General features: G+C 70.8%; 18 protein-coding genes. 9 read left to right on the top strand and 9 right to left on the bottom strand.

The genetic code is table 11. From position 1 onward, the window contains the following. Positions 1 to 15: 15 nt before the first annotated feature. A complete protein-coding gene (locus VNG13_13900) occupies positions 16 to 888 on the bottom strand; it encodes a PD-(D/E)XK nuclease family protein (GenBank protein ID HVA61610.1) in 873 nt (290 codons plus the stop codon). Positions 889 to 964: 76 nt separating this feature from the next. Here VNG13_13900 and VNG13_13895 point away from each other — a divergent pair, with 76 nt between their 5' ends. Further along, entirely contained in the window at positions 965 to 2,110 is a 1,146-nt protein-coding gene (locus VNG13_13895) for a site-2 protease family protein (protein HVA61609.1), read from the top strand. Between the two features lie 6 nt (positions 2,111 to 2,116). Continuing rightward, on the top strand, positions 2,117 to 2,980 hold the full coding sequence (locus tag VNG13_13890; GenBank protein ID HVA61608.1) for a tRNA (adenine-N1)-methyltransferase: 864 nt from the start codon (positions 2,117 to 2,119) through the stop codon (positions 2,978 to 2,980). Here VNG13_13890 and VNG13_13885 read toward each other — a convergent pair. Next, on the bottom strand, positions 2,977 to 3,246 hold the full coding sequence (locus VNG13_13885; protein ID HVA61607.1) for a ferredoxin: 270 nt from the start codon (positions 3,244 to 3,246) through the stop codon (positions 2,977 to 2,979). The genes VNG13_13890 and VNG13_13885 overlap by 4 nt on opposite strands. Before the next feature lie 94 nt (positions 3,247 to 3,340). On the opposite strand from VNG13_13885, the gene arc reads away from it, so the two are divergent. From arc to prcA, 6 genes are all read left to right on the top strand, one after another. Further along, positions 3,341 to 5,068 (top strand): proteasome ATPase, encoded by a 1,728-nt coding sequence (gene arc, locus VNG13_13880; protein ID HVA61606.1) that lies wholly within the window; start codon positions 3,341 to 3,343, stop codon positions 5,066 to 5,068. A gap of 24 nt (positions 5,069 to 5,092) precedes the next feature. Beyond that, complete coding sequence (gene dop, locus VNG13_13875; GenBank protein HVA61605.1) at positions 5,093 to 6,613, top strand: depupylase/deamidase Dop; 1,521 nt, start codon at positions 5,093 to 5,095, stop codon at positions 6,611 to 6,613. Between the two features lie 310 nt (positions 6,614 to 6,923). Next, on the top strand, positions 6,924 to 7,967 hold the full coding sequence (locus tag VNG13_13870; GenBank protein ID HVA61604.1) for a class I SAM-dependent methyltransferase: 1,044 nt from the start codon (positions 6,924 to 6,926) through the stop codon (positions 7,965 to 7,967). 91 nt (positions 7,968 to 8,058) lie between these two features. Next, complete coding sequence (locus VNG13_13865) at positions 8,059 to 8,274, top strand: ubiquitin-like protein Pup (GenBank protein ID HVA61603.1); 216 nt, start codon at positions 8,059 to 8,061, stop codon at positions 8,272 to 8,274. Positions 8,275 to 8,300: 26 nt separating this feature from the next. Continuing rightward, positions 8,301 to 9,119 (top strand): proteasome subunit beta, encoded by an 819-nt coding sequence (prcB, locus tag VNG13_13860; protein ID HVA61602.1) that lies wholly within the window; start codon positions 8,301 to 8,303, stop codon positions 9,117 to 9,119. A 29-nt stretch (positions 9,120 to 9,148) separates the two neighbouring features. Further along, positions 9,149 to 9,922 carry a proteasome subunit alpha gene (gene prcA / locus VNG13_13855; GenBank protein ID HVA61601.1) on the top strand — a complete coding sequence of 258 codons (774 nt, stop codon included), beginning with the start codon at positions 9,149 to 9,151 and terminating at the stop codon, positions 9,920 to 9,922. A gap of 576 nt (positions 9,923 to 10,498) precedes the next feature. Here the strand turns inward: prcA and VNG13_13850 are convergent. Further along, a complete protein-coding gene (locus VNG13_13850; GenBank protein ID HVA61600.1) occupies positions 10,499 to 13,231 on the bottom strand; it encodes an EAL domain-containing protein in 2,733 nt (910 codons plus the stop codon). Between the two features lie 10 nt (positions 13,232 to 13,241). Further along, positions 13,242 to 14,732, bottom strand: a complete 1,491-nt coding sequence (locus VNG13_13845; GenBank protein ID HVA61599.1) for a S8 family peptidase — start codon at positions 14,730 to 14,732, stop codon at positions 13,242 to 13,244. Positions 14,733 to 14,990: 258 nt separating this feature from the next. Between VNG13_13845 and VNG13_13840 the strand changes: the two genes are divergently transcribed. Further along, a complete protein-coding gene (locus VNG13_13840; GenBank protein HVA61598.1) occupies positions 14,991 to 15,734 on the top strand; it encodes a 3'(2'),5'-bisphosphate nucleotidase CysQ in 744 nt (247 codons plus the stop codon). A 188-nt stretch (positions 15,735 to 15,922) separates the two neighbouring features. Here VNG13_13840 and VNG13_13835 read toward each other — a convergent pair whose 3' ends face one another. From VNG13_13835 to VNG13_13815, 5 genes are all read right to left on the bottom strand, one after another. Beyond that, on the bottom strand, positions 15,923 to 16,669 hold the full coding sequence (locus VNG13_13835; GenBank protein HVA61597.1) for a hypothetical protein: 747 nt from the start codon (positions 16,667 to 16,669) through the stop codon (positions 15,923 to 15,925). A gap of 203 nt (positions 16,670 to 16,872) precedes the next feature. After that, on the bottom strand, positions 16,873 to 17,316 hold the full coding sequence (locus VNG13_13830; protein ID HVA61596.1) for a nitroreductase family deazaflavin-dependent oxidoreductase: 444 nt from the start codon (positions 17,314 to 17,316) through the stop codon (positions 16,873 to 16,875). Between the two features lie 289 nt (positions 17,317 to 17,605). Continuing rightward, positions 17,606 to 17,881 (bottom strand): type II toxin-antitoxin system RelE/ParE family toxin, encoded by a 276-nt coding sequence (locus tag VNG13_13825; protein HVA61595.1) that lies wholly within the window; start codon positions 17,879 to 17,881, stop codon positions 17,606 to 17,608. Further along, positions 17,878 to 18,132, bottom strand: a complete 255-nt coding sequence (locus VNG13_13820; GenBank protein HVA61594.1) for a type II toxin-antitoxin system Phd/YefM family antitoxin — start codon at positions 18,130 to 18,132, stop codon at positions 17,878 to 17,880. Before VNG13_13820 ends, VNG13_13825 begins: the two co-directional genes overlap by 4 nt. Beyond that, a partial coding sequence (locus VNG13_13815) for a hypothetical protein (GenBank protein ID HVA61593.1) occupies positions 18,129 to 18,538 on the bottom strand: 410 nt, incomplete at its 5' end. The genes VNG13_13820 and VNG13_13815, both read right to left, overlap by 4 nt.

The raw sequence follows: 18,538 nt of genomic DNA, 5'->3' as shown, positions 1-18,538 counted from the left end.
CGTCGATCATGCCGCTCAGACGTCCACGGCGACGGCCGGCTCCTCCTCCACTCGCTGTTCGGCCAGCGCCGGCATCGGCGGCGCGGTCCCGCCCCAAGCCGGGCAGAGCGCCTGGTGGTCGCACCAGTCGCAGAGCCGGCTCGGGCTGGCCCGGAACTCGCCCTTCTCGATCGATCTGCCGATCGCCGCCCACAACGCCTCGAGCTTCCGCTCGGTCGCCAGCAGCTCCACCTCGTCGGGGCTGTACCGCAGCACCTCCCGGTCCCCGAGATACATGAGCTGGAGCACCGCGGGCACCACCCCCCGGGTCCGCCAGATGACCAGGGCGTAGAACTTCATCTGGAACAGCGCCCGCGCTTCGAACATCGGATCCGGCGCGCGGCCGGTCTTGTAGTCGACGATCCGCAGCGCCCCGGTGGACGCCTCGTCCAGCCGGTCGACGAAACCGCGCAGCCGCAGCCCGGACGGCAGGGTCGTCTCGATCAGCTGCTCCCGGGCGGCCGGTTCGAGCCGGGTCGGGTCTTCGAGGGAGAAGTAGGCCGCCACCAGCTCCCGGGCCGAGCCGAGCCAGTCGAGCAGCTCGCGGCTGTCGGCGAACAGGTCGGCCACCTCTGGCTCGGAGTCGAGGAGCTCGGCCCAGGCCGGCTCGACCAGCGCGGCCGCCTGCTCCGGCGAGCGCTGGCTCGCCGGCAGCTCGAACAGCCGCTCGAGCACGGTGTGGACGAGAGTGCCCCTGGTGGCCGCCGAGCTCGGCTTCTCCGGCAGACGGTCGATCGCCCGGAACCGGTAGAGCAGGGGGCAGCTCATGAAGTCGCTGGCCCGGGACGGGGAGAGCGACAGGACCCGCCCGGGTCCGCCCGGGCGGAGCACCTCGTCGATCGCTGTCATGTGGGTCAGGTTAGGGCCGGGCACCGACAATTTCCGTGGTCCACGCCGACGGGCGGTCCGCCCGTACCATCGGGGAATGACCGCCCCGGCGCCCGCACCTCCGCCGAGGCGGGCGACGAACGTCCTGCACCTGGGCCGGATCCTCGGGATCCCGATCGTGGTCGCCCCCTCCTGGTTCGTCGTGGCGTTGCTCGGCGTCTACCTGTTCGGGCCGGCCGTGCACGCCCAACTGCCCCAGCAGACCCTCGGCACGGCCTACCTGGTGACCACGGCCTGCGTGCTCACCCTCTACGGCTCGGTCCTGCTGCACGAGCTGACCCACTCGGTCGTCGCGCGGGCCCTCGGCCTGCCGGTCCGGCGGATCGTCCTACAGCTGCTCGGGGGTCTGTCCGAGATCACCGGCGAGGCGCCCACCCCGGGCATCGAGTACCTGGTCGCGGTGTCCGGGCCGATGACCTCGCTGCTGCTCGCCGGGGTCGGCTTCGCCACGGAGCGGAACCTTCCGGCGCACAGTGTCGCCTGGGTCCTCGCCTGGGCGCTCGCCCGACTCAACGCGCTGGTCGCCGTCTTCAACCTGCTGCCCGGCCTCCCGCTCGACGGCGGCCGGGTGCTCCGCGCCGGCCTGTGGTGGGGGCTCAAGAGCAAGCTTTCGGCCACCCGGGTCTCGGCCTACACCGGCCGCGGGATCGCCGCCGCGGTCGCCTTCTTCGCGGTCGTCAGCACCTTCGGCCCGCAGGGGCACGGCACGTTGAACTTCCTCTATCTGCTGCTGCTCGCGATGTTCCTCTGGCAGAGCGCCGGCCAGTCCCTGGCCCAGCTCCGGCTCTCCAGCGTGGTGCCGTCCCTCGTCGCCCGCACGCTTACCCGCCGGGCGCTCCCGGTCGCCGCCGACCTGCCGCTCGCCGAGGCGATCCGGCGGGCGCATGAGACCCAGTCGCGGGCCCTGGTCGTGGTCGACGGCCGCGGGGTCCCGGACGGGATCGTCCCGGAGGCGTCGGTCACCGCGGTCCCGGTCGAGCGGCGGCCGTGGATCAACGTCGGAAGCCTGTCCCGGCACATCGCCCCCGAGCTGCGGATCGCGGCGGATCTCTCGGGTCAGGACCTGATGGCCGCGCTCCAGGCGGCGCCGGCCAGCGAGTACCTGGTCGTCGAGGCGAGCGGTCAGGTCTACGGCGTGCTCGCGCAGGCCGACGTGCTCGCCGCGCTCCGCGGCCCGGCGTAGCGAGTCGTGCTCCCCATCCACGCCCGGCGCGGGCTGCTCCAAACCGGGGACCGGGTGCAGCTGACCGACGCCAAGGGCCGCCGGCACACGGTGATCCTCAGCCCGGGCAAGGAGTTCCACACCCACTCCGGCGCGATCGCGCACGACAGCCTGATCGGCGTACCGGAGGGCAGCGTCGTCACGTCGACGAAGGGCATGACCTACCTGGCCCTCCGGCCGCTGCTCGCGGACTTCACCCTCGCCATGCCGCGTGGCGCGACCGTCGTCTACCCGAAGGACGCCGCCCAGATCGTGCACCGCGGCGACATCTTCCCCGGCGCCCGGGTGCTGGAGGCGGGCGCGGGATCCGGCGCCCTGAGCTGCGCGTTGCTGCGCGCGGTCGGGGACTCCGGTCTCGTCGTCTCCTACGAACGGCGCCCGGAGTTCGCCGCCGTCGCCCGCGACAACGTCGAGCGGTTCTTCGGCGGTGCGCACCCGGCCTGGCGCCTCGAGGTCGCGGACCTGGCCGGCGCCGAGGATCTGGGCACCGCCGATTTCGACCGCGCGGCGCTCGACATGCTCGCCCCGTGGGAGGTGCTCGGCCCGGTGGCGAGCGCGCTCGCCCCGGGGGGCGTGCTCGTCGTGTACGTGGCGACGACCACCCAGCTCTCCAGCATCGTCGAGTCGCTACGCGACCATGGTTCGTTCACCGAGCCGAGCGCCTGGGAGTCCCTCGAACGACCCTGGCACGTCGACGGGCTCGCGGTCCGGCCGGACCACCGGATGATCGCGCACACGGGTTTCCTGGTCATGTCCCGGCGGCTTGCACCGGGCGTCGCGCCACCGCCGCGCCGTCGCCGACCCACTGCGACGGGGCCGCCCCGTGACTAGCTGCCGGGACCCGCGACCTTGCGTCCGGTGCTGTCGGCGACATGGATGCACGTTCCCGGGCAGTCATCGGCCGCCCCGATGACACCGTCGTTGAAGAGAATGGGAACAGCAACCGTCGCACCTGCGGCGCTTTGCAGCTCGCCGTCGGTGTCCTTCACGTAGGCGAGGCCGTCGACGTCGAACTCGAAGATCTCGGGGGCCATCTGGACGCACAGCCCGTCGCCGGTGCACAGACTCTGGTCGATCCAGACCCGCAACTCCGACATGGCTTGACCATAACAAGCCGGGCATCGGTCGGCGATTCGGAACCGGTCCCCCTGGGCCGAAGGTAGGCTGCGGGCAAGCGGGAGGAGATCCAGCATGGCGACTGCGGGCGACGCCGACGACCTCTCGACCCAGGTGACCTTCCTCGAGGAGGAAGTGGCCCTGCTCCGCCGCAAGCTTGCCGAGTCGCCGCGCACGGCGAAGGCGCTCGAGGACCGGGTCACCGACGCACAGGCGAACCTCGCGGCGGTGGTCGGGCAGAACGATCGGCTGGCCGGTGCGCTCAAAGAGGCCAGGGACCAGATCGTCGCGCTCAAGGAAGAGGTCGACCGGCTGGCCCAGCCGCCGAGCGGCTACGGCATCTTCCTCACCGCGCAGGACGAGGGGACCGTCGACGTGTTCACCGGCGGCCGGAAGTTGCGGGTCACGGTGAGCCCGGCGATCGACGTCTCGCAGCTGCGCAAGGGTCAGGAGGTCATGCTCAACGAGGCGTTGAACGTCGTTCGCGCGTTGGAGTTCGAGCGGCTCGGCGAGGTCGTCCAGCTCAAGGAAGTGCTCGAGGGCGGCGACCGGGCGCTCGTCGTCGGACACACCGATGAAGAGCGCATCGTCATGCTCGCCGACACGCTGCTCGACGGTCCGCTGCGCCCGGGCGACTCCCTGCTTCTCGAGACCCGGTCCGGATACGTCTACGAGCGGATCCCGAAGTCGGAGGTCGAGGAGCTGGTCCTCGAAGAGGTACCGGACATCGACTACGAGTCGATCGGCGGCCTGCGCGACCAGATCGAGCAGATCCGCGACGCGGTGGAACTGCCGTTCCTGCACGGCGACCTGTTCCGCGAGCACCAGCTCCGGCCGCCGAAGGGGATCCTGTTGTACGGGCCACCGGGATGTGGGAAGACGCTGATCGCGAAGGCGGTCGCCAACTCCCTCGCCAAGCAGGTGGCGTCGGTCGGCGGTGGCGAGGGCCGGTCCTACTTCCTCAACATCAAGGGCCCGGAGCTGCTCAACAAGTACGTCGGCGAGACCGAACGGCACATCCGGTTGGTCTTCCAGCGGGCCCGGGAGAAGGCCAGCGAAGGCACTCCGGTGATCGTGTTCTTCGACGAGATGGACTCGATCTTCCGCACCCGAGGGTCCGGCGTTTCGAGCGATGTCGAGAACACCATCGTCCCGCAGTTGCTCAGCGAGATCGACGGGGTCGAGGGCCTGGAGAACGTCATCGTCATCGGCGCATCGAACCGCGAGGACATGATCGACCCGGCCATCCTCCGCCCGGGCCGGCTGGACGTGAAGATCAAGATCCAGCGACCGGACGCCGAGGCCGCCCGGGACATCTTCTCGAAGTACATCGTTCCGGAGCTGCCGCTGCACGCGGAGGACCTGGCCGAGAACGGCGGATCCCGCGAGGGCACCGTGGCGGCGATGATCCAGCGGGTCGTCGAGCGGATGTACACCGAGACCGAGGAGAACCGGTTCCTCGAGGTCACCTACGCGAACGGGGACAAGGAAGTCCTCTACTTCAAGGACTTCAACTCCGGTGCCATGATCGAGAACATCGTCGCGCGGGCGAAGAAGATGGCGATCAAAGACTTCCTCGAGCTGGGCCAGAAGGGCCTGCGCATGGCCCACCTGCTCGCCGCGTGCATCGACGAGTTCAAGGAGAACGAGGACCTGCCGAACACGACCAACCCGGACGACTGGGCGCGGATCTCCGGCAAGAAGGGCGAGCGGATCGTCTACATCCGCACCTTGATCTCCGGCAAGGGCAACGAGACCGGGCGGGCCATCGACACGGTGGCGAACACCGGGCAGTACCTGTAGGCCACCGTGACGGTTCGCCGGGTCATGGGCACCGAAACCGAGTACGGCATCGCCGTTCCCGGCCAGTCGGGCGCGAACCACATGCTCGCCTCGTCGCAGGTGGTCAACGGGTACCTGGCCGCCACGTCGGCGGCGGCGCGGGACCGCCGGCCCCGCTGGGACTTCGAGGAGGAGTCCCCGCTGCGGGACGCGCGCGGGTTCGACCTGACCACCGGTTTGAGCAGGGGCGACGAGAACCTGTCCGAGGACGAGCTCGGACTGGCCAACGTCATCCTCACCAACGGGGCGCGGCTCTACGTCGACCACGCCCATCCGGAGTACTCGACGCCCGAGGTGACCAACCCGCTGGACGGGGTGCTCTGGGACAAGGCGGGGGAGCGGGTGATGGCGGCCGCCGCGCTGCGCGCCGCCGAGATTCCCGGTGCTGGGAAGATCCAGCTCTACAAGAACAACACCGACAACAAGGGCGCCTCCTACGGCTGCCACGAGAATTACCTGATGGCGCGGGCCACCGCCTTCGCCGAGATCGTCCGCCACCTGACCCCGTTCTTCGTCTCCCGGCAGGTGGTCTGCGGGGCGGGGCGGGTCGGGATCGGCGCCGACGGGCGCGGGGACGGCTTCCAGATCTCCCAGCGGGCCGACTTCTTCGAGGTCGAGGTCGGGCTGGAGACGACGCTCAAGCGGCCGATCATCAATACCCGGGACGAGCCGCATGCCGACCCGGAGCGGTACCGCCGGCTGCACGTGATCATCGGCGATGCCAACATGAGCGAGGTGTCGACCTATCTCAAGCTCGGCACCACCTGCCTGGTGCTGGCGATGATCGAGGACCGCTGGTTGGGCGACAACGGCGTAGACCTCGGGGTCGAGAGCCCGGTGCCGACCCTTCGTGCGGTCTCCCACGACCCGACGTTGCGCTACCAGCTGACCATGCGCGACGGCCGGAAGATGACCGCGATCCAACTCCAGCTCGAATACCTGGAACAGGCTCGCAAGTACGTCGAGGACCGGTTCGGTGCCGACGTGGACGAGCAGACCACCGATGTCCTCGACCGCTGGGAGTCGGTGCTCGCCCGGCTGGCCGAGGAGCCGATGTCGCTCTCCCAGGAGCTCGACTGGGTGGCTAAGCTCGAGCTGCTGGAAGGGTTCCGGGCCCGGGACGGTCTGGACTGGGGGGCGTCGAGGCTTCAGCTGGTCGACCTTCAGTACTCCGACGTCCGGCCCGACCGGGGGCTGTACAACCGCCTGGTGGCCCGCGGGCGGATGCGGACCCTGGTCGCCGAGCCGGAGGTGCTCCGGGCCATGACCTCGCCACCCGAGGACACCCGGGCGTACTTCCGCGGCCGGTGCCTGGAGCTCTACCCGGAGGCGGTCGCGGCGGCATCCTGGGATTCGGTCATCTTCGACGTCGGCCGGGACTCCCTGCAACGGGTGCCGATGCTCGAGCCGCTGCGCGGCACCAAGGCCCACGTCGGGGACCTGCTCGCCCGGTGCCCGACCGCGGTGGACCTCGTCGACCAGCTCTCCGGCGGCCACCCGGCCTGACCGGGGCGAGCCCCTTCCGCGAGTGGGCGTCCTGCCCGGGGCGAACCGCCCAGTCGGAGCGTGGCGGTAGTGCTCAACCGCCCACTGGGCGATGCCCGGGGCCGCAACCCCTTCCGCGAGTGGGCGTCCTGTCCGGCGCGAACCCCTTCCGCGAGTGGGCGTCCTGCCCGGGGCGAACCGCCCAGTCGGAGCGTGGCGGTAGTGCACAACCGCCCACTGGGCGATGCCCGGGGCCGCACCGAAGCCCGCCCCCGGCGTGGAACGGGGGATTCCGGTGGACCCGCGCGGCGGGCCGGGTTAGCGTCGAGGCATGGAGCCGCCCGAGGGCCGCAGCGAGCCGCTCGCCGCGCGCCATCTCGCCGGTTACTACTCCGTAGTCCTGGTCGACCTGGGTCGGCGGACCGGCGCCCTGGCCGCCGTCCTGGACGGCGCGGACACCCCGGAGGCGGTCGCGCGGCACGCGGGCCTCGACGCACGGTGTGCCCTGGGCTGGCTGTCCGGGATGACCGCCGCCGGATACCTCACGCACCGCGGCGGCCGGTTCCGGCCGACCGAGGAAACCCGGGCGACCTTCAGCGGGGCGCTCGGCCTGGACCCCGGGGTGGTTTTCGAGTTCGCTCGGCGGTTGCCCGAGTTGCTGCCGGACGTCGCCACGGCGATCCGCACCGGCGCGGGGATCCGTCCGGAACGTTTCCACGAGGTGGCCGGGGACCTGCTCGAGCGGTTCAACGCCCCCGTCTACGACGCGCTGCTCGTGCCCGAATGGCTGGCCAGCGTCCCGGGCCTGCTCGAGGCACTCGAGGACGGCATCGAGGTGGCCGAGTTCGGGTGCGGCCGCGGGCATGCCTGCCTGCTCGTGGGGCGCACCTTCCCGCGCTCGCGGATCACCGGGTTCGACATCGACGGGGAGTCGTTCGACCGAGGTCGCAAGGAGATCGACGCCGCACTGGTGACGAACGTCGACCTGATCGAAGCCGACGTCCGCGCCCTTCCCGGGCCCCGACGCTACGACCTGGTCCTGGTGCTCGACTCGCTGCACCATTTCGGAGATCCGGCCGCCGTCCTGGACGAAGCCGCGCGGGTCATGCGTCCCGGCGGCCGGCTGGTCGTCGTCGAGCCCACGCAGAGCGGTGACCTCGACGTGGATACCGCCGATCCGGCATCGGTCGTCGGGTATGCCGGCGCGCTGGTCTACTGCATGCAGGACTCGCTCGCCGCCGGGGGGCCAGGCTACGGGGTGGCCATTCCGGCCCCCGAGGTCGACCGGCTGCTCGCCGGAGCCGGCCTGACCGTCGAACCGCCGTACCGGGCCTCCTCCGGCTACACGATCTACCGGGCGGGACGGCCACGCTGATTTCGGCGGTGTTGGGGGCCGCGTTCGTGCCGGGCCGAGCGGAGCCGCAGATAGGCTCGGAGCCCGCGGGATAACCCGAGGAGAGGGCGCCATGGCCACGAAAGAGCCCGGCGGGCAGCAACGGGCCTCGAGAAAGAGCGAGGACGTCGAGGACGTCGCGCCGGAAGCGGCAGACACCGAAAGCCTCGCCGAGCGGCACGAGAAGCTGACCGAAGACGTCGACGCGATGCTCGACGAGATCGATTCGGTGTTGGAGGAGAACGCGGAGGACTTCGTGCGCGGCTACATCCAGAAGGGCGGAGAGTGACCGACCTCCGGTTTCCCGCCGGGTTCATGAGACCCGGCACGTCGTCGTTCGCGGATTTCCTCGCCGAGCAGGCTCCCGACCTGTTGCCGAGCCGCCGTCCGACCAACGCCGCCCTGCCGGTCCCGGAGGCACCGCACGGCACCACAATCGTTGCGGTCGCGCACGCCGGCGGTGTGGTCATGGCGGGGGACCGGCGGGCCACGATGGGCAGCTACATCGCCCAGCGCGACATCGAGAAGGTCTTCCAGGCCGACGACTACTCCACCGTCGGCATCGCCGGCTCGGCGGGGATCGCCATCGAACTGGTCCGACTGTTCCAGGTGGAGCTCGAGCACTACGAGAAGATCGAGGGCACCGTGCTTTCCCTCGACGGGAAAGCAAACCGGCTCTCCATGCTCATCCGCAACAACCTGGCAATGGCCATGCAGGGCCTCGCCGTCGTTCCCCTGTTCGCGGGCTACGACCTCGACGCCGACGACCCGGCACGGGCCGGCCGGATCTTCTCCTACGACGTCACCGGCGGCCGGTACGAGGAGCACTCGTTTCACTCGGTCGGGTCGGGCTCGGTTTTCGCCCGGGGCGCGCTGAAGAAGACCTATCGCGAAAGCTTCACCGAAGCCGACGCGGTGCTCGCCAGCATCAACGCCCTCTACGACGCCGCCGACGACGACTCGGCCACCGGCGGACCCGACCTCACCCGGGGGATCTTCCCGGTGGTGCTTGCGGTCACCGCCGAGGGTGTCCGCAAGCTCGCGGAGGGCGACGTGGCGGGCATCACGCAAGCTGTCGTCGAGGAGCGGATGGCCAACCCGGGCGGCCTGCCCGCCCCGCTCCGGCCGGCCTAGGCACCACCCGACCACAGGAGGACGCACCGTTGGCGACCCCGTTCTACGTCTCGCCCGAGCAGCTGATGAAGGACCGGGCCGACTACGCCCGCAAGGGCATCGCGCGCGGCCGAAGCGTGCTCGTCATGCAGTACGTCGACGGCATCGTCCTGGTCGCGGAGAACCCGTCGAACGCGCTGCACAAGATCAGCGAGATCTACGACCGGATCGCCTTCGCCGCGGTTGGTAAGTACAACGAGTTCGAGAACCTCCGGCAGGCCGGGGTCCGGCTCGCCGACCTGCGCGGCTACTCCTACGACCGGCGCGACGTCACCGGGCGCGGACTCGCCAACGCGTATGCGCAGACCCTCGGCACGATCTTTTCCGGGCCCGGGGACAAGCCGTTCGAGGTGGAGCTCGTCGTCGCCGAGATCGGGGACCGGGCCGACGAGGACCAGATGTACCGACTCACCTACGACGGTTCGGTAGGTGACGAACAGAACTTCGTCGTTATGGGCGGGTCCGCCGAGGCGATCAGCAGCCGGCTCCGGGAAAGCCACCGGCCCGACCTCGACCTCGCGGCCGCGCTCGCGATCGCGGTGGCCGCGCTGCGGGCCGACCCGGCGGCGGACAACGGCGAACCCCGCACCCTCACCCCGGAGCAGCTGGAGGTCGCGGTGCTCGACCGCAACCGGCCGCGGCGCAAGTTCAAGCGAATCCTCGGCCCCCAGTTGGGCCGGCTGCTCGGCGTTCCGCCGGTCCCCCCGGACGAGGCGCCGAAGGCGGCGGCACCCCGCAAACCCGGGAAGCCGGCGGCCGGCTAGCGATGGCGCTCGGGTCGACTCACGTGCAGCCGTCCCCGTCGCTCGGACCCCCGCCGTTGTCACCGTCGCCGTCGCCGCCACCCTGCGGTATGCACGATCCGGAAGCGGTCGCGGTCGGCCGCGGGGACGTGCTTGGGGTCGGGGACCGGGTTGGGCTGGCGGTCGACGCGCGCGGTGACGGCGACGCGGAACGCGTCGGTTCCGCGGTGGGCGCGGTGGTGCGCGCCGCGGTGGGCGCGGTGGTGCGCGCCGCGGGGCTCGGCGAACCCAGCGGCGGCGGGCTGGCGGTGGGCGCCCGGGTCAGCGCGCCCGGGCTCGCCGCCACGCTGGGGCGGGCCGTCGGGGCCGGCGTTGCAAGTCGCGGGGCGGGTGCCGTTCCGGAGGGTCGAGCCGTCGGGTTACCAACGTGCAGCCCGGGTGCGCCGGCTCCGCCGCAACCCGACAGGGCGCCGAGCAGGCCGGCCGTCGCGGCGAGCGTTCCTATGGACGGGCGTGGGGACCTCATGCGGACTTGCACGGTCGCGCGCGGCGTCCGGTTCGACGCGGGGGTTATCTGGTTGGGTGTCGCCCCGCGGATCAGGCGCTCGGCGCAAGCCGCAGGTGCGCGACCTCGGTCGAGGGGCGCTGTGCGGGCAGCGCCGGCCAGGGGGTCCCGAGCAGCCGGCTGATCTCGGCTGCCGACGCGGGCCGGGCAAGGTGGTATCCCTGGGCGAGGCCGCAACCGATCGTCCGGAGCCGGGCCAGCTGGTTCTTGTCCTCGACGCCCTCGGCCACGGTCACGATCCCCAGTGCGTCGGTGAGCCCCACGATCGCGGCGACGATGGCCCGGTCCACGTCCGAACGGTCGAGATCACGGACGAAGCTGCGATCGATCTTCACCACATCGACCGGGAAACGCTTGAGGTAGCTCAACGAGGAGTACCCCGTGCCGAAGTCGTCGATAGCCAGCCGGACCCCGAGTTCCTTGAGCCGGCCGAGGGTACGGATCGTGTCGTCGACGTCGTGCATGGCCAGGCTCTCGGTGATTTCCAGGCACAGCCGGTGCGCGGGGAGGTCGCTGCCCTCCAGGCAGTGCCCAATGAGGGACACCAGGTTCGGGTCCTGGAACTGGCGGGCCGAGAGGTTGACGGCAACGCCGATGTCGGCGCCCGCGCCGAGCCATTCGCGGGCCTGCCGGCAGCTCGCGGCGAGCACGGCGCGGCCGAGCGGGAAGATCAGGCCCGACTCCTCGGCGATCGGGATGAACTCCGCCGGCATCCGCAGGCCGTGCTGCGGGTGGCGCCAGCGGACCAGGGCCTCGAGTTCGACGATCGCCTCGGTGCGGACGTCGACGAGCGGCTGGTAATGCACGTCGAGCTGGCCCTCGTCGACAGCTCGGCGCAGGTCCGCCTCGACGTCCAGCCGCTGGGCGGACCGGGCCCGCATGGCCGCGGCGTCGTAGTGGTGCACGCCACCGGTGCCCTCGGTCTTCGCCTGGTACATGGCGACGTCGGCGTTGTGCAGTACGTCGTCCGGCGTCGAGATTCCGCGCGTCGAAGCGATCCCGATGCTCACGCTGGCGATGACCTCTCGCCCGCTGGCCAGACGGATCGGCTCGCGCAACGCGGAGCGGACCCGAGCGGCCAGCAGTTCGGCCCCGGGACCGTGGTCGACGTCCTCGAGCAGGACGGTGAACTCGTCACCGCCGAAGCGGGCGATGGTGTCGGTCGGCCGCAACACGACCGCCAACCGTTGCGCGATCTCGCACAGCAACTCGTCCCCGGCGGTGTGGCCGAGGTTGTCGTTGATCAGCTTGAAGCGGTCGACGTCGGCGAACAGCACCGCATGCGAAGCGCCGGTCCGGTCGCTGCGCCGCAGCGCCTGCTCCAGCCGGTCGAGGAAAAGGCGCCGGTTGGGCAGCCCCGTCAGCTGATCGTGGAAGGCGTGGTAGGCGAGTTCCCGCTCCGCGGCGACCCGCTCGGTGATGTCGCGGAATGCGAGAACCGCACCAGCCAGCTCGTCACCTTCGTAGATGGGGGAGCAGGTGTAGCTCACCGCGATCGGCAGGCGCGCGGCGCTGGTGAACATGGTCGAATCGTCGGTGACCGAGTGCGCCTCGTGCAGGCAGCGCCGGGCGATCGCGCTCAGTGGCGCCACGACCTCGGCCGCGGCCAGGCTGTGCACCCGTGCGGTCAGCTCGTCGGCCGCCATGCCGAGCAGCCCCTCGCCCGCCGGGTTGACGAACACCGGGTAGCCGGTCGGGTCGAAGGCGATGACCCCCTCGGCGAGGCTGCCCATGATCGCGGCGAGCCGCTCCTGCTGGCGGCTCACGGTCGCGTGGATGGCGGCATGCCGCAGCGCGCTCGACCCGACGGCCGCCAGCGCGGCCAGAAGCTGCTCGTCGGCGGCGTCGAACGGTTCGCTCCGCGACCGGCCGGATAGCGCGAGCCAGCTGGTTCCGTTCTCGGCGACGATCGACGTGGCGATCTCACCCGGTACCGGCGGCGTGCTGGACAGCCGGGCCGACGAGCAGCGCAGCAGTTCGGACGCGGTGGCTGTGAGCTGCTGGCCGACCTCATGTGCGTCGATCGGCCGGTGGACCGACAAGGTGGCGTCGAACAGGCCGAGCAGCCGGTCCCGGTCGTGGCGGGCGGCGAAGTGACCGGCCATGGCGAAACGCAGAGTGAGGAAGGGAAGGGGAAGCAGGACGACCGTCCACGGATGCACGGACAATGCCGCCGCGCAGGTCGAGCCGAGCACCACTCCGGCGCCGAGCATCGCCAGCCGGAGGTCGATGTGCTTGCGACTCAAGTCCCGGGCGCGGCCGCCGCCGGTCGCGACCAGGATCAACGTGGTCGTCAGGTTCGTGGCGAGGAAGAACACCGCGGCGCCGACCACCGCCGCGGTCAGCCGCCGGGGGCCGAGCGTGTGGGTGGGCAACTGGGCCAAGGTCGAACTGACCAGGATGGCCAGCGCGGCCGAGAACACCGTGTGTGCCAGGTTGAACAAGCGCTTGATCATCGGGCGGCGGCGGACCGTCATCCCGACGATCGTGCCGACGCCGACCACGAACAGCACGCCACCGGGAGGGAGCACGATGAGCGCCACGATCAGCAGGCCCTCGTCGAACTGGACCGCCTCGGACGAAGAGCCCCGGAACACCAGCAGCGGGCGGGCCCAGGCGACGACGAACAGGGCGCCGATGACGGTGGTCGCCCAGGCCGGTCCGAAGCCCGGCGCATGCGGCAGGGCGAGCACCGTGGCCGCCGCGACGACCGCAGCCAGCACCTGGGCCCCGATGACCAACCGCGCCCGCCATGGCAGGTTCATCGGGTGGGCCCTAGTTCCACGTTGACCCGTTCCAGGTGGTCCCGTTCCAGGTGGTCCCGTTCCACGTCGTCCCGTTCCAGGTGGAGCCGTTCCAGGTGGTCCCGGTGACCGTCGTCTCCGGACCGCTGTAGTTAGCCGGGTTCCAGGTCGACAGCGTCCACGACGCCGACATCGGGATTACCCCGCTGGACGTCTTTGCCACGGACTGCCCGCTGCTTTGACTGAGCGTGATCGCCGGCATGGCGGTGGCGGCCGCGACATCCAACTCGCCGTGCCCGGCCACGACGGGGTTGGCCGACGCCGCCGGATCGGCCGCCGTGAGCAGCCTCGCCTTCACCCGGTTCGGCGTGGCGTAGGGGTGGGCCTGGAGCAGCAGTGCGGTCGCGCCGCTGGTGATCGCCGTAGAGAACGACGTCCCGGAGCCGACGAAGTTGGCGCTGCCGACCATCGCCGACGGGTAGGTGTTGTAGATGGTCGACCCGGGGGCGGCCAGGCTGATGACCGAGCGGCCCGGGGCGACGAGATCCGGCTTGAGCCAGCCGTCGAACTGCGTTGGGCCCTCGCTGCTGAACGACGGGATCGCGTCGTCGGTGGGGGTGACCGTCGCGTTGTCGTCGTTCGCCCCGACCGTCATGACCATGGGGTCGTCGCCCGGGGAGAGGATGGTGCCGAGGTTCGGTCCGGAGTTGCCGGCGGACGCGACGACGACGATCCCGGCCTGCCAGGCCCGCTCGACGGCCTGGTCCATCGGCTCGGTGGCGGTCGGGCCGGTGGGGATCGCGCCCAGCGAGAGGTTGAGGACCCGGATGTTGTCCGAGTCAGCATGCTTGATGGCCCAGTCGATCCCGCGGATGATCGTCGACGCGTGGGCGACCCCAGAGGCGCCGGCAACCTTGATCGAGATCAGGTTGGCGCCAGGCGCCTCCCCGACGTAGGCGCCGCCGGAGGACGCCCCGTTGCCGGCGATCAGGCCGGCGACGAACGTGCCGTGCCCGTAGTCGTCCTGGAACGGGTTGCCTTCTCCGGTGAAGTCGACCCCGTCGACCAGGCGACCGCTGAAGTCGGGAAGCGCATCGATCCCGGTGTCGAGAACGGCGACGCCGACCCCGGCACCGGTGGTGCCGTTCGCGGTCAGCTGGCTGGCCCCGGTGACCTGCGGGAAGACGTCCGACGGCGCGTGCGGCGGGTTGTCCTCAGCCATGGTCACCGGCACCGAAACGTCCGGTGTCACGGTGACGCCGAGGCTGGTCAGGTAGCCGACCTGGCTCGCGGTGAGCTGCGCGGCGACGGCGTTGACCAGCGGGAGCGAGTTCCCGGCCTGACCGCCGGCCAGGTTCGCCAGCCAGGCGGCGTCCGTCGCGGAGTCGGAGGTGACGATGACCTGCTCGCTCGCGGAGCTGCTGGTGTCCGCGGTCGCCCACGAGGTGCTGGCCAGCAGGCTTCCGGTCACCGCGATCGCAACGAGCAGCCGACCGCGCAGTGTGGTGAGGATCCTCGACACGTCGTACCCCCAGGCAGGTGATGGTGATCGAGGCCAATAATGGTGACGTCAGGCGACCGTGTGAATACTTTCGGTCACATTTGGTCAGGAGTGGCTACCCGGCCCGCCGCCACGGGCTAGCCGGACGGACCCGAATGGCCTAACGATGACCGACTTGTGCGATCTATCGGGCCCTGCGGGGGGGTCGACGGTTCGACGCGCCGGTGTGGTGGGCTTTCCGGGGCGCCCCGCCCGAGGGCGCGAACGCGGGTGAGCGCAGTGCGTGAAGAGTCCGATCACCGGCTCGCCGGCCGGCTGGCGACCGAAGCCGGCGAGCTGCTGATCCGGCTGCGCGGCGGTTCGCTGCCCGCGGCCGAGCTGCGCCGGGCCGGGGACGAGGCGTCGCACCGCTTCCTTGCCGAGGCGTTGGCCCGGGCCCGGCCCGGGGACGCGATCCTGTCCGAAGAGGGTCGTGACGATCGCTCCCGGCTGGCCGCCGACCGGGTCTGGATCGTCGATCCGCTGGACGGCACGCGGGAGTTCGGCGAGCCCGGGCGCGCCGACTGGGCGGTGCACGTCGCCCTCTGGCAGGCCGGGGACCTGGTGGCGGGCGCGCTCGCGCTGCCCGCTGTCGCCCGCACCCTGACCACCGGCACGCCCGCACCGCCGCCGCCGCCACCCGCTACACCGATCCGGATCGTCGTCAGCCGCACCCGCCCGCCGGACTTCGTGGCCGGCGTCGCGGCGGATCTCGGCGCGGAGCTGTGCGAGCTGGGCTCGGCCGGCGCGAAGATTGCCGCCGTGATCGAGGGTCGGGCCGAGGCCTACCTGCACGGCGGCGGTCAGTACGAGTGGGACTCGGCCGCGCCGGTCGCCGTCGCCCGCGCGGCCGGGCTGCACGCGAGCCGCCTGGACGGCTCGCCGCTCCGTTACAACCAGCCGGACCCCTGGCTGCCGGACCTGCTCGTCTGCCTACCGGCGCTGGCCGGCCGGTTGCTCGACGCAGTCGCGGCCCGGGCCTAGTCCTGTAGCGCCCGAACGTGGACGAGCGGATCTTCGGACCGGAGAACGAGTACGGGGAGAAACGCGCCGGTCAGGCGGCTATCGAGTCCGCCGGTTGGCAAGCTCGCTCGCTCCCTCCCGGGCGGTAGTGACGGCCCTTTTCGTTTCGCCGTCGGCGAGCACGCGCGCATAGCCGGCGCCCTCGAGCGTCAGGCTCGGGCGGGCCCGCTGGGTCGGGGGCCCGGCCGTCGTACGGCAGCGATCTTCTTGTCGACGAGCCAGGCATCGATGCGGTTTCGGACCAAGTCCGCGTGGACCGGGCCGGCGGTCCTCACCCGCAGTGAGCAGCCGGCTTCGGCGGCCCGCTCCCGAGCGGCTTCGACGGGGAGCCCGATGAGTGTCTCGCCGCTGAACCAGTCGTTGTCGACACCGGGGGGCCGCGGAGGGACCGGTGGTTCGGGAGGCTCGACGTGGCCGAGGCTGATCTGGATCATGTCCGGGCCGAACCGCGCCTCGATCTGCGACGCGAGGGCGAGCGCGGCCGGATCGTCCTGACTGATCGAGACCGTGACCCGGTTGAGGTGTACCTTCGCGCCGACCTGGCTGACGTACGGCTCGCCGGCTAACCGGGAGCCCCCCATGAACGTTTCCACGATACGGCCGGAGAGCGCGTTCAGCTCCTCGAGCGGGTAGCGCTTGGCCACGAGCATCAACAGGTTCGGGTGCTCCAAGGTCGGCTCGAGCGCTGCACGGAACGCGGCCGGGTCGCCCACGACCCCGACTCCGATCCGGACCGGGCCGGTACCGGCCTCGGCGGCGGCGTTGTCGAACCAGACCCCTGCGAACACGTCCGGGTGAGCCTCACCCCAGCCGGTCAGACGGTCCAAGTCAGCCCGCAGCCCGTGCTGCTCGCGCATGATCCGTGCGACGCTTTCAGACAGCCCCGACTCGGTCATCCCCACATGGTGCCAGCGGCTCCCGTCGACCGCACCCCTCCTGCTGGCGTGGTGGCGCAGCCGAGAAGATCGGCTACAGCGCCCTCCCCACCGTGCGGCGGGCGTTCGGGTGCGTGGCGTTCGCGGGTGGACGGATGGCGGTGCCTTCGGGCTACGCCAGCAAGGTCAGTGCGGCGATGGCTCGGCTGGCGCCGGCACGGCGTTCATCGGGCCCGGGCCACGAAGACGGGGATCGCGCGTGTCGTCTTCTCCTGGTACTCGGCGTAGGGAGGGTAGGCCTGCACGGCGCGTTCCCACCACAGCGCCCGCTCTTCCCCGCTCACCTGTCGGACTGCGACGTCGAAGGGCTCGGGGCCGTCCTGGAGCATGACGTCGTCGGGGTGGGCGAGCAGGTTGTGGTACCAGACCGGGTTCTGCGGCGCCCCGCCCATGGAGGCCACAAGGGCGTACTCGCCATCGTGCTCAACCCTCATGACCGGGACCTTGCGGATCTTGCCGCTCTTCGCCCCCCTGGTGGTGAAAATGACGATGGGCAGCCCCGTGTCGCGCAAGGTGTTGGCACGCAGGCCGCCCGAGGCTTCGTACTCGGCGACCTGGTCCCGCACCCATTCCCGGGGGCTTGGTTCGTACTCGTCTTCAAGTGGCATGGCGAACCTCTGGTGAGAGGGGGATCAATTCAGCCCGTGGTCGAAACGATACGGTCAGGCCACCGGGGCTAAGCGTCGGACATCGACCCGCCTCGCGTCAGCAATCTGCGATGCCGCCCAGTCACCGCGTCCGCTCAACGGCACCATCGACGGCAGGTTCGCTCGCCGGGCGGCACCGGAGGACGGATTCCAAGATCGCTCAGAGCGGCCGTTCCAGGTCGACCGCTGCCACCAAGATCGACGCGCCACGGCGCCGCCATTGGCCACCCTCGCCGCCACGAGGTCAGCATCATCGGCGTCGGTAGGCCGCCCGACGATGCACGACGCGGTGCACGGTGACGGCGCGGCGCCGATCGTCGAATTCGTAGATCACCCGATAGTCTCCCCGGCGCGCCGAATACAGCCCAGCCAGCTCCCCTACCAGCGGCTTGCCCAGCCGGGCCGGATTCTCCGCCAACGGACCGGTGATCAGCTCGACGGCGGCCGCCCGCACCGCCTCCGGCAACCGGTTCAGGTGCGGCAGCCCCTCGTGGGTGATCGCGATCTCATACGCCGCGTCGCTCACCCCTGCTCGGGAAGCGGCGCAACCTCACCGCGGGCCGCCTCCTCACGTGAGCGACGTAGCGAAGCCATCAGCTTTCGGTCCCGAACGATCTCGAGCGTCTCCTCCAACGATTCCAGGTCGGCCGGACTGATGAGCACGAACGAGGGCCGCCCGTTCCGAGTAACCAGAACGCGTTCGTGTTGCCGCTCGACTCTGTCGGCCAGATCGGACAGGTGCGCCTTGGCCTCGGAGAAAGGCAGGGTCTCACTCATAGGTCACAATTCTGACCTGATCCTAACCAGTGGGCAAGCCATGGACGGATCAGATAGTTGCTGATCGCGCTCGCATCTCGGCCCGAGGCTGTCGGCAGCTGGTGGATCAGAACGATCTCGATCGTGTTCTTGTCCACGCCACGCTGCCAGAAGATGTACCAGTCCTCGATGCGGGCTGGGGTGGCACTGACCCCGCCCAGTTCGTCGGTGCGGAAGGCGGTTGTCCCGAGGCGCGGGTTGAACGGGTCCTCGGTCAGACGGCCGCGGCTGCGATTGATGGCTTGCAGAACCGGGGCTGCCTCCGGGGTCGCCTCCAGCCGGGCAAGCGCGTCGTAAGCGGTCGCTCTAGGTATCTTCAGAGCGTGACGCCCAAGGAGATCGTCGTCGACGAGCGCGGCCGGACCAG

The sequence above is a fragment of the Mycobacteriales bacterium genome (assembly GCA_035533475.1).
Lineage (GTDB): Bacteria > Actinomycetota > Actinomycetes > DATLTS01 > DATLTS01 > DATLTS01.
Note: the sequence above shows the minus strand (reverse complement) of the source record. Positions and strands in the feature narration are given on the sequence as shown.

What these genes read in the sequence shown, in the direction of transcription:
- VNG13_13900 (HVA61610.1), bottom strand. Translation starts at nt 888, where the DNA reads ATGACAGCGATCGACGAGGTGCTCCGCCCGGGCGGACCCGGGCGGGTC.
- VNG13_13895 (HVA61609.1), top strand. Translation starts at nt 965, where the DNA reads ATGACCGCCCCGGCGCCCGCACCTCCGCCGAGGCGGGCGACGAACGTC.
- VNG13_13885 (HVA61607.1), bottom strand. Translation starts at nt 3,246, where the DNA reads ATGTCGGAGTTGCGGGTCTGGATCGACCAGAGTCTGTGCACCGGCGAC.
- arc (HVA61606.1), top strand. Translation starts at nt 3,341, where the DNA reads ATGGCGACTGCGGGCGACGCCGACGACCTCTCGACCCAGGTGACCTTC.
- dop (HVA61605.1), top strand. Translation starts at nt 5,093, where the DNA reads ATGGGCACCGAAACCGAGTACGGCATCGCCGTTCCCGGCCAGTCGGGC.
- VNG13_13870 (HVA61604.1), top strand. Translation starts at nt 6,924, where the DNA reads ATGGAGCCGCCCGAGGGCCGCAGCGAGCCGCTCGCCGCGCGCCATCTC.
- VNG13_13865 (HVA61603.1), top strand. Translation starts at nt 8,059, where the DNA reads ATGGCCACGAAAGAGCCCGGCGGGCAGCAACGGGCCTCGAGAAAGAGC.
- prcB (HVA61602.1), top strand. Translation starts at nt 8,301, where the DNA reads ATGAGACCCGGCACGTCGTCGTTCGCGGATTTCCTCGCCGAGCAGGCT.
- VNG13_13850 (HVA61600.1), bottom strand. Translation starts at nt 13,231, where the DNA reads ATGAACCTGCCATGGCGGGCGCGGTTGGTCATCGGGGCCCAGGTGCTG.
- VNG13_13835 (HVA61597.1), bottom strand. Translation starts at nt 16,669, where the DNA reads ATGACCGAGTCGGGGCTGTCTGAAAGCGTCGCACGGATCATGCGCGAG.
- VNG13_13830 (HVA61596.1), bottom strand. Translation starts at nt 17,316, where the DNA reads ATGCCACTTGAAGACGAGTACGAACCAAGCCCCCGGGAATGGGTGCGG.
- VNG13_13820 (HVA61594.1), bottom strand. Translation starts at nt 18,132, where the DNA reads ATGAGTGAGACCCTGCCTTTCTCCGAGGCCAAGGCGCACCTGTCCGAT.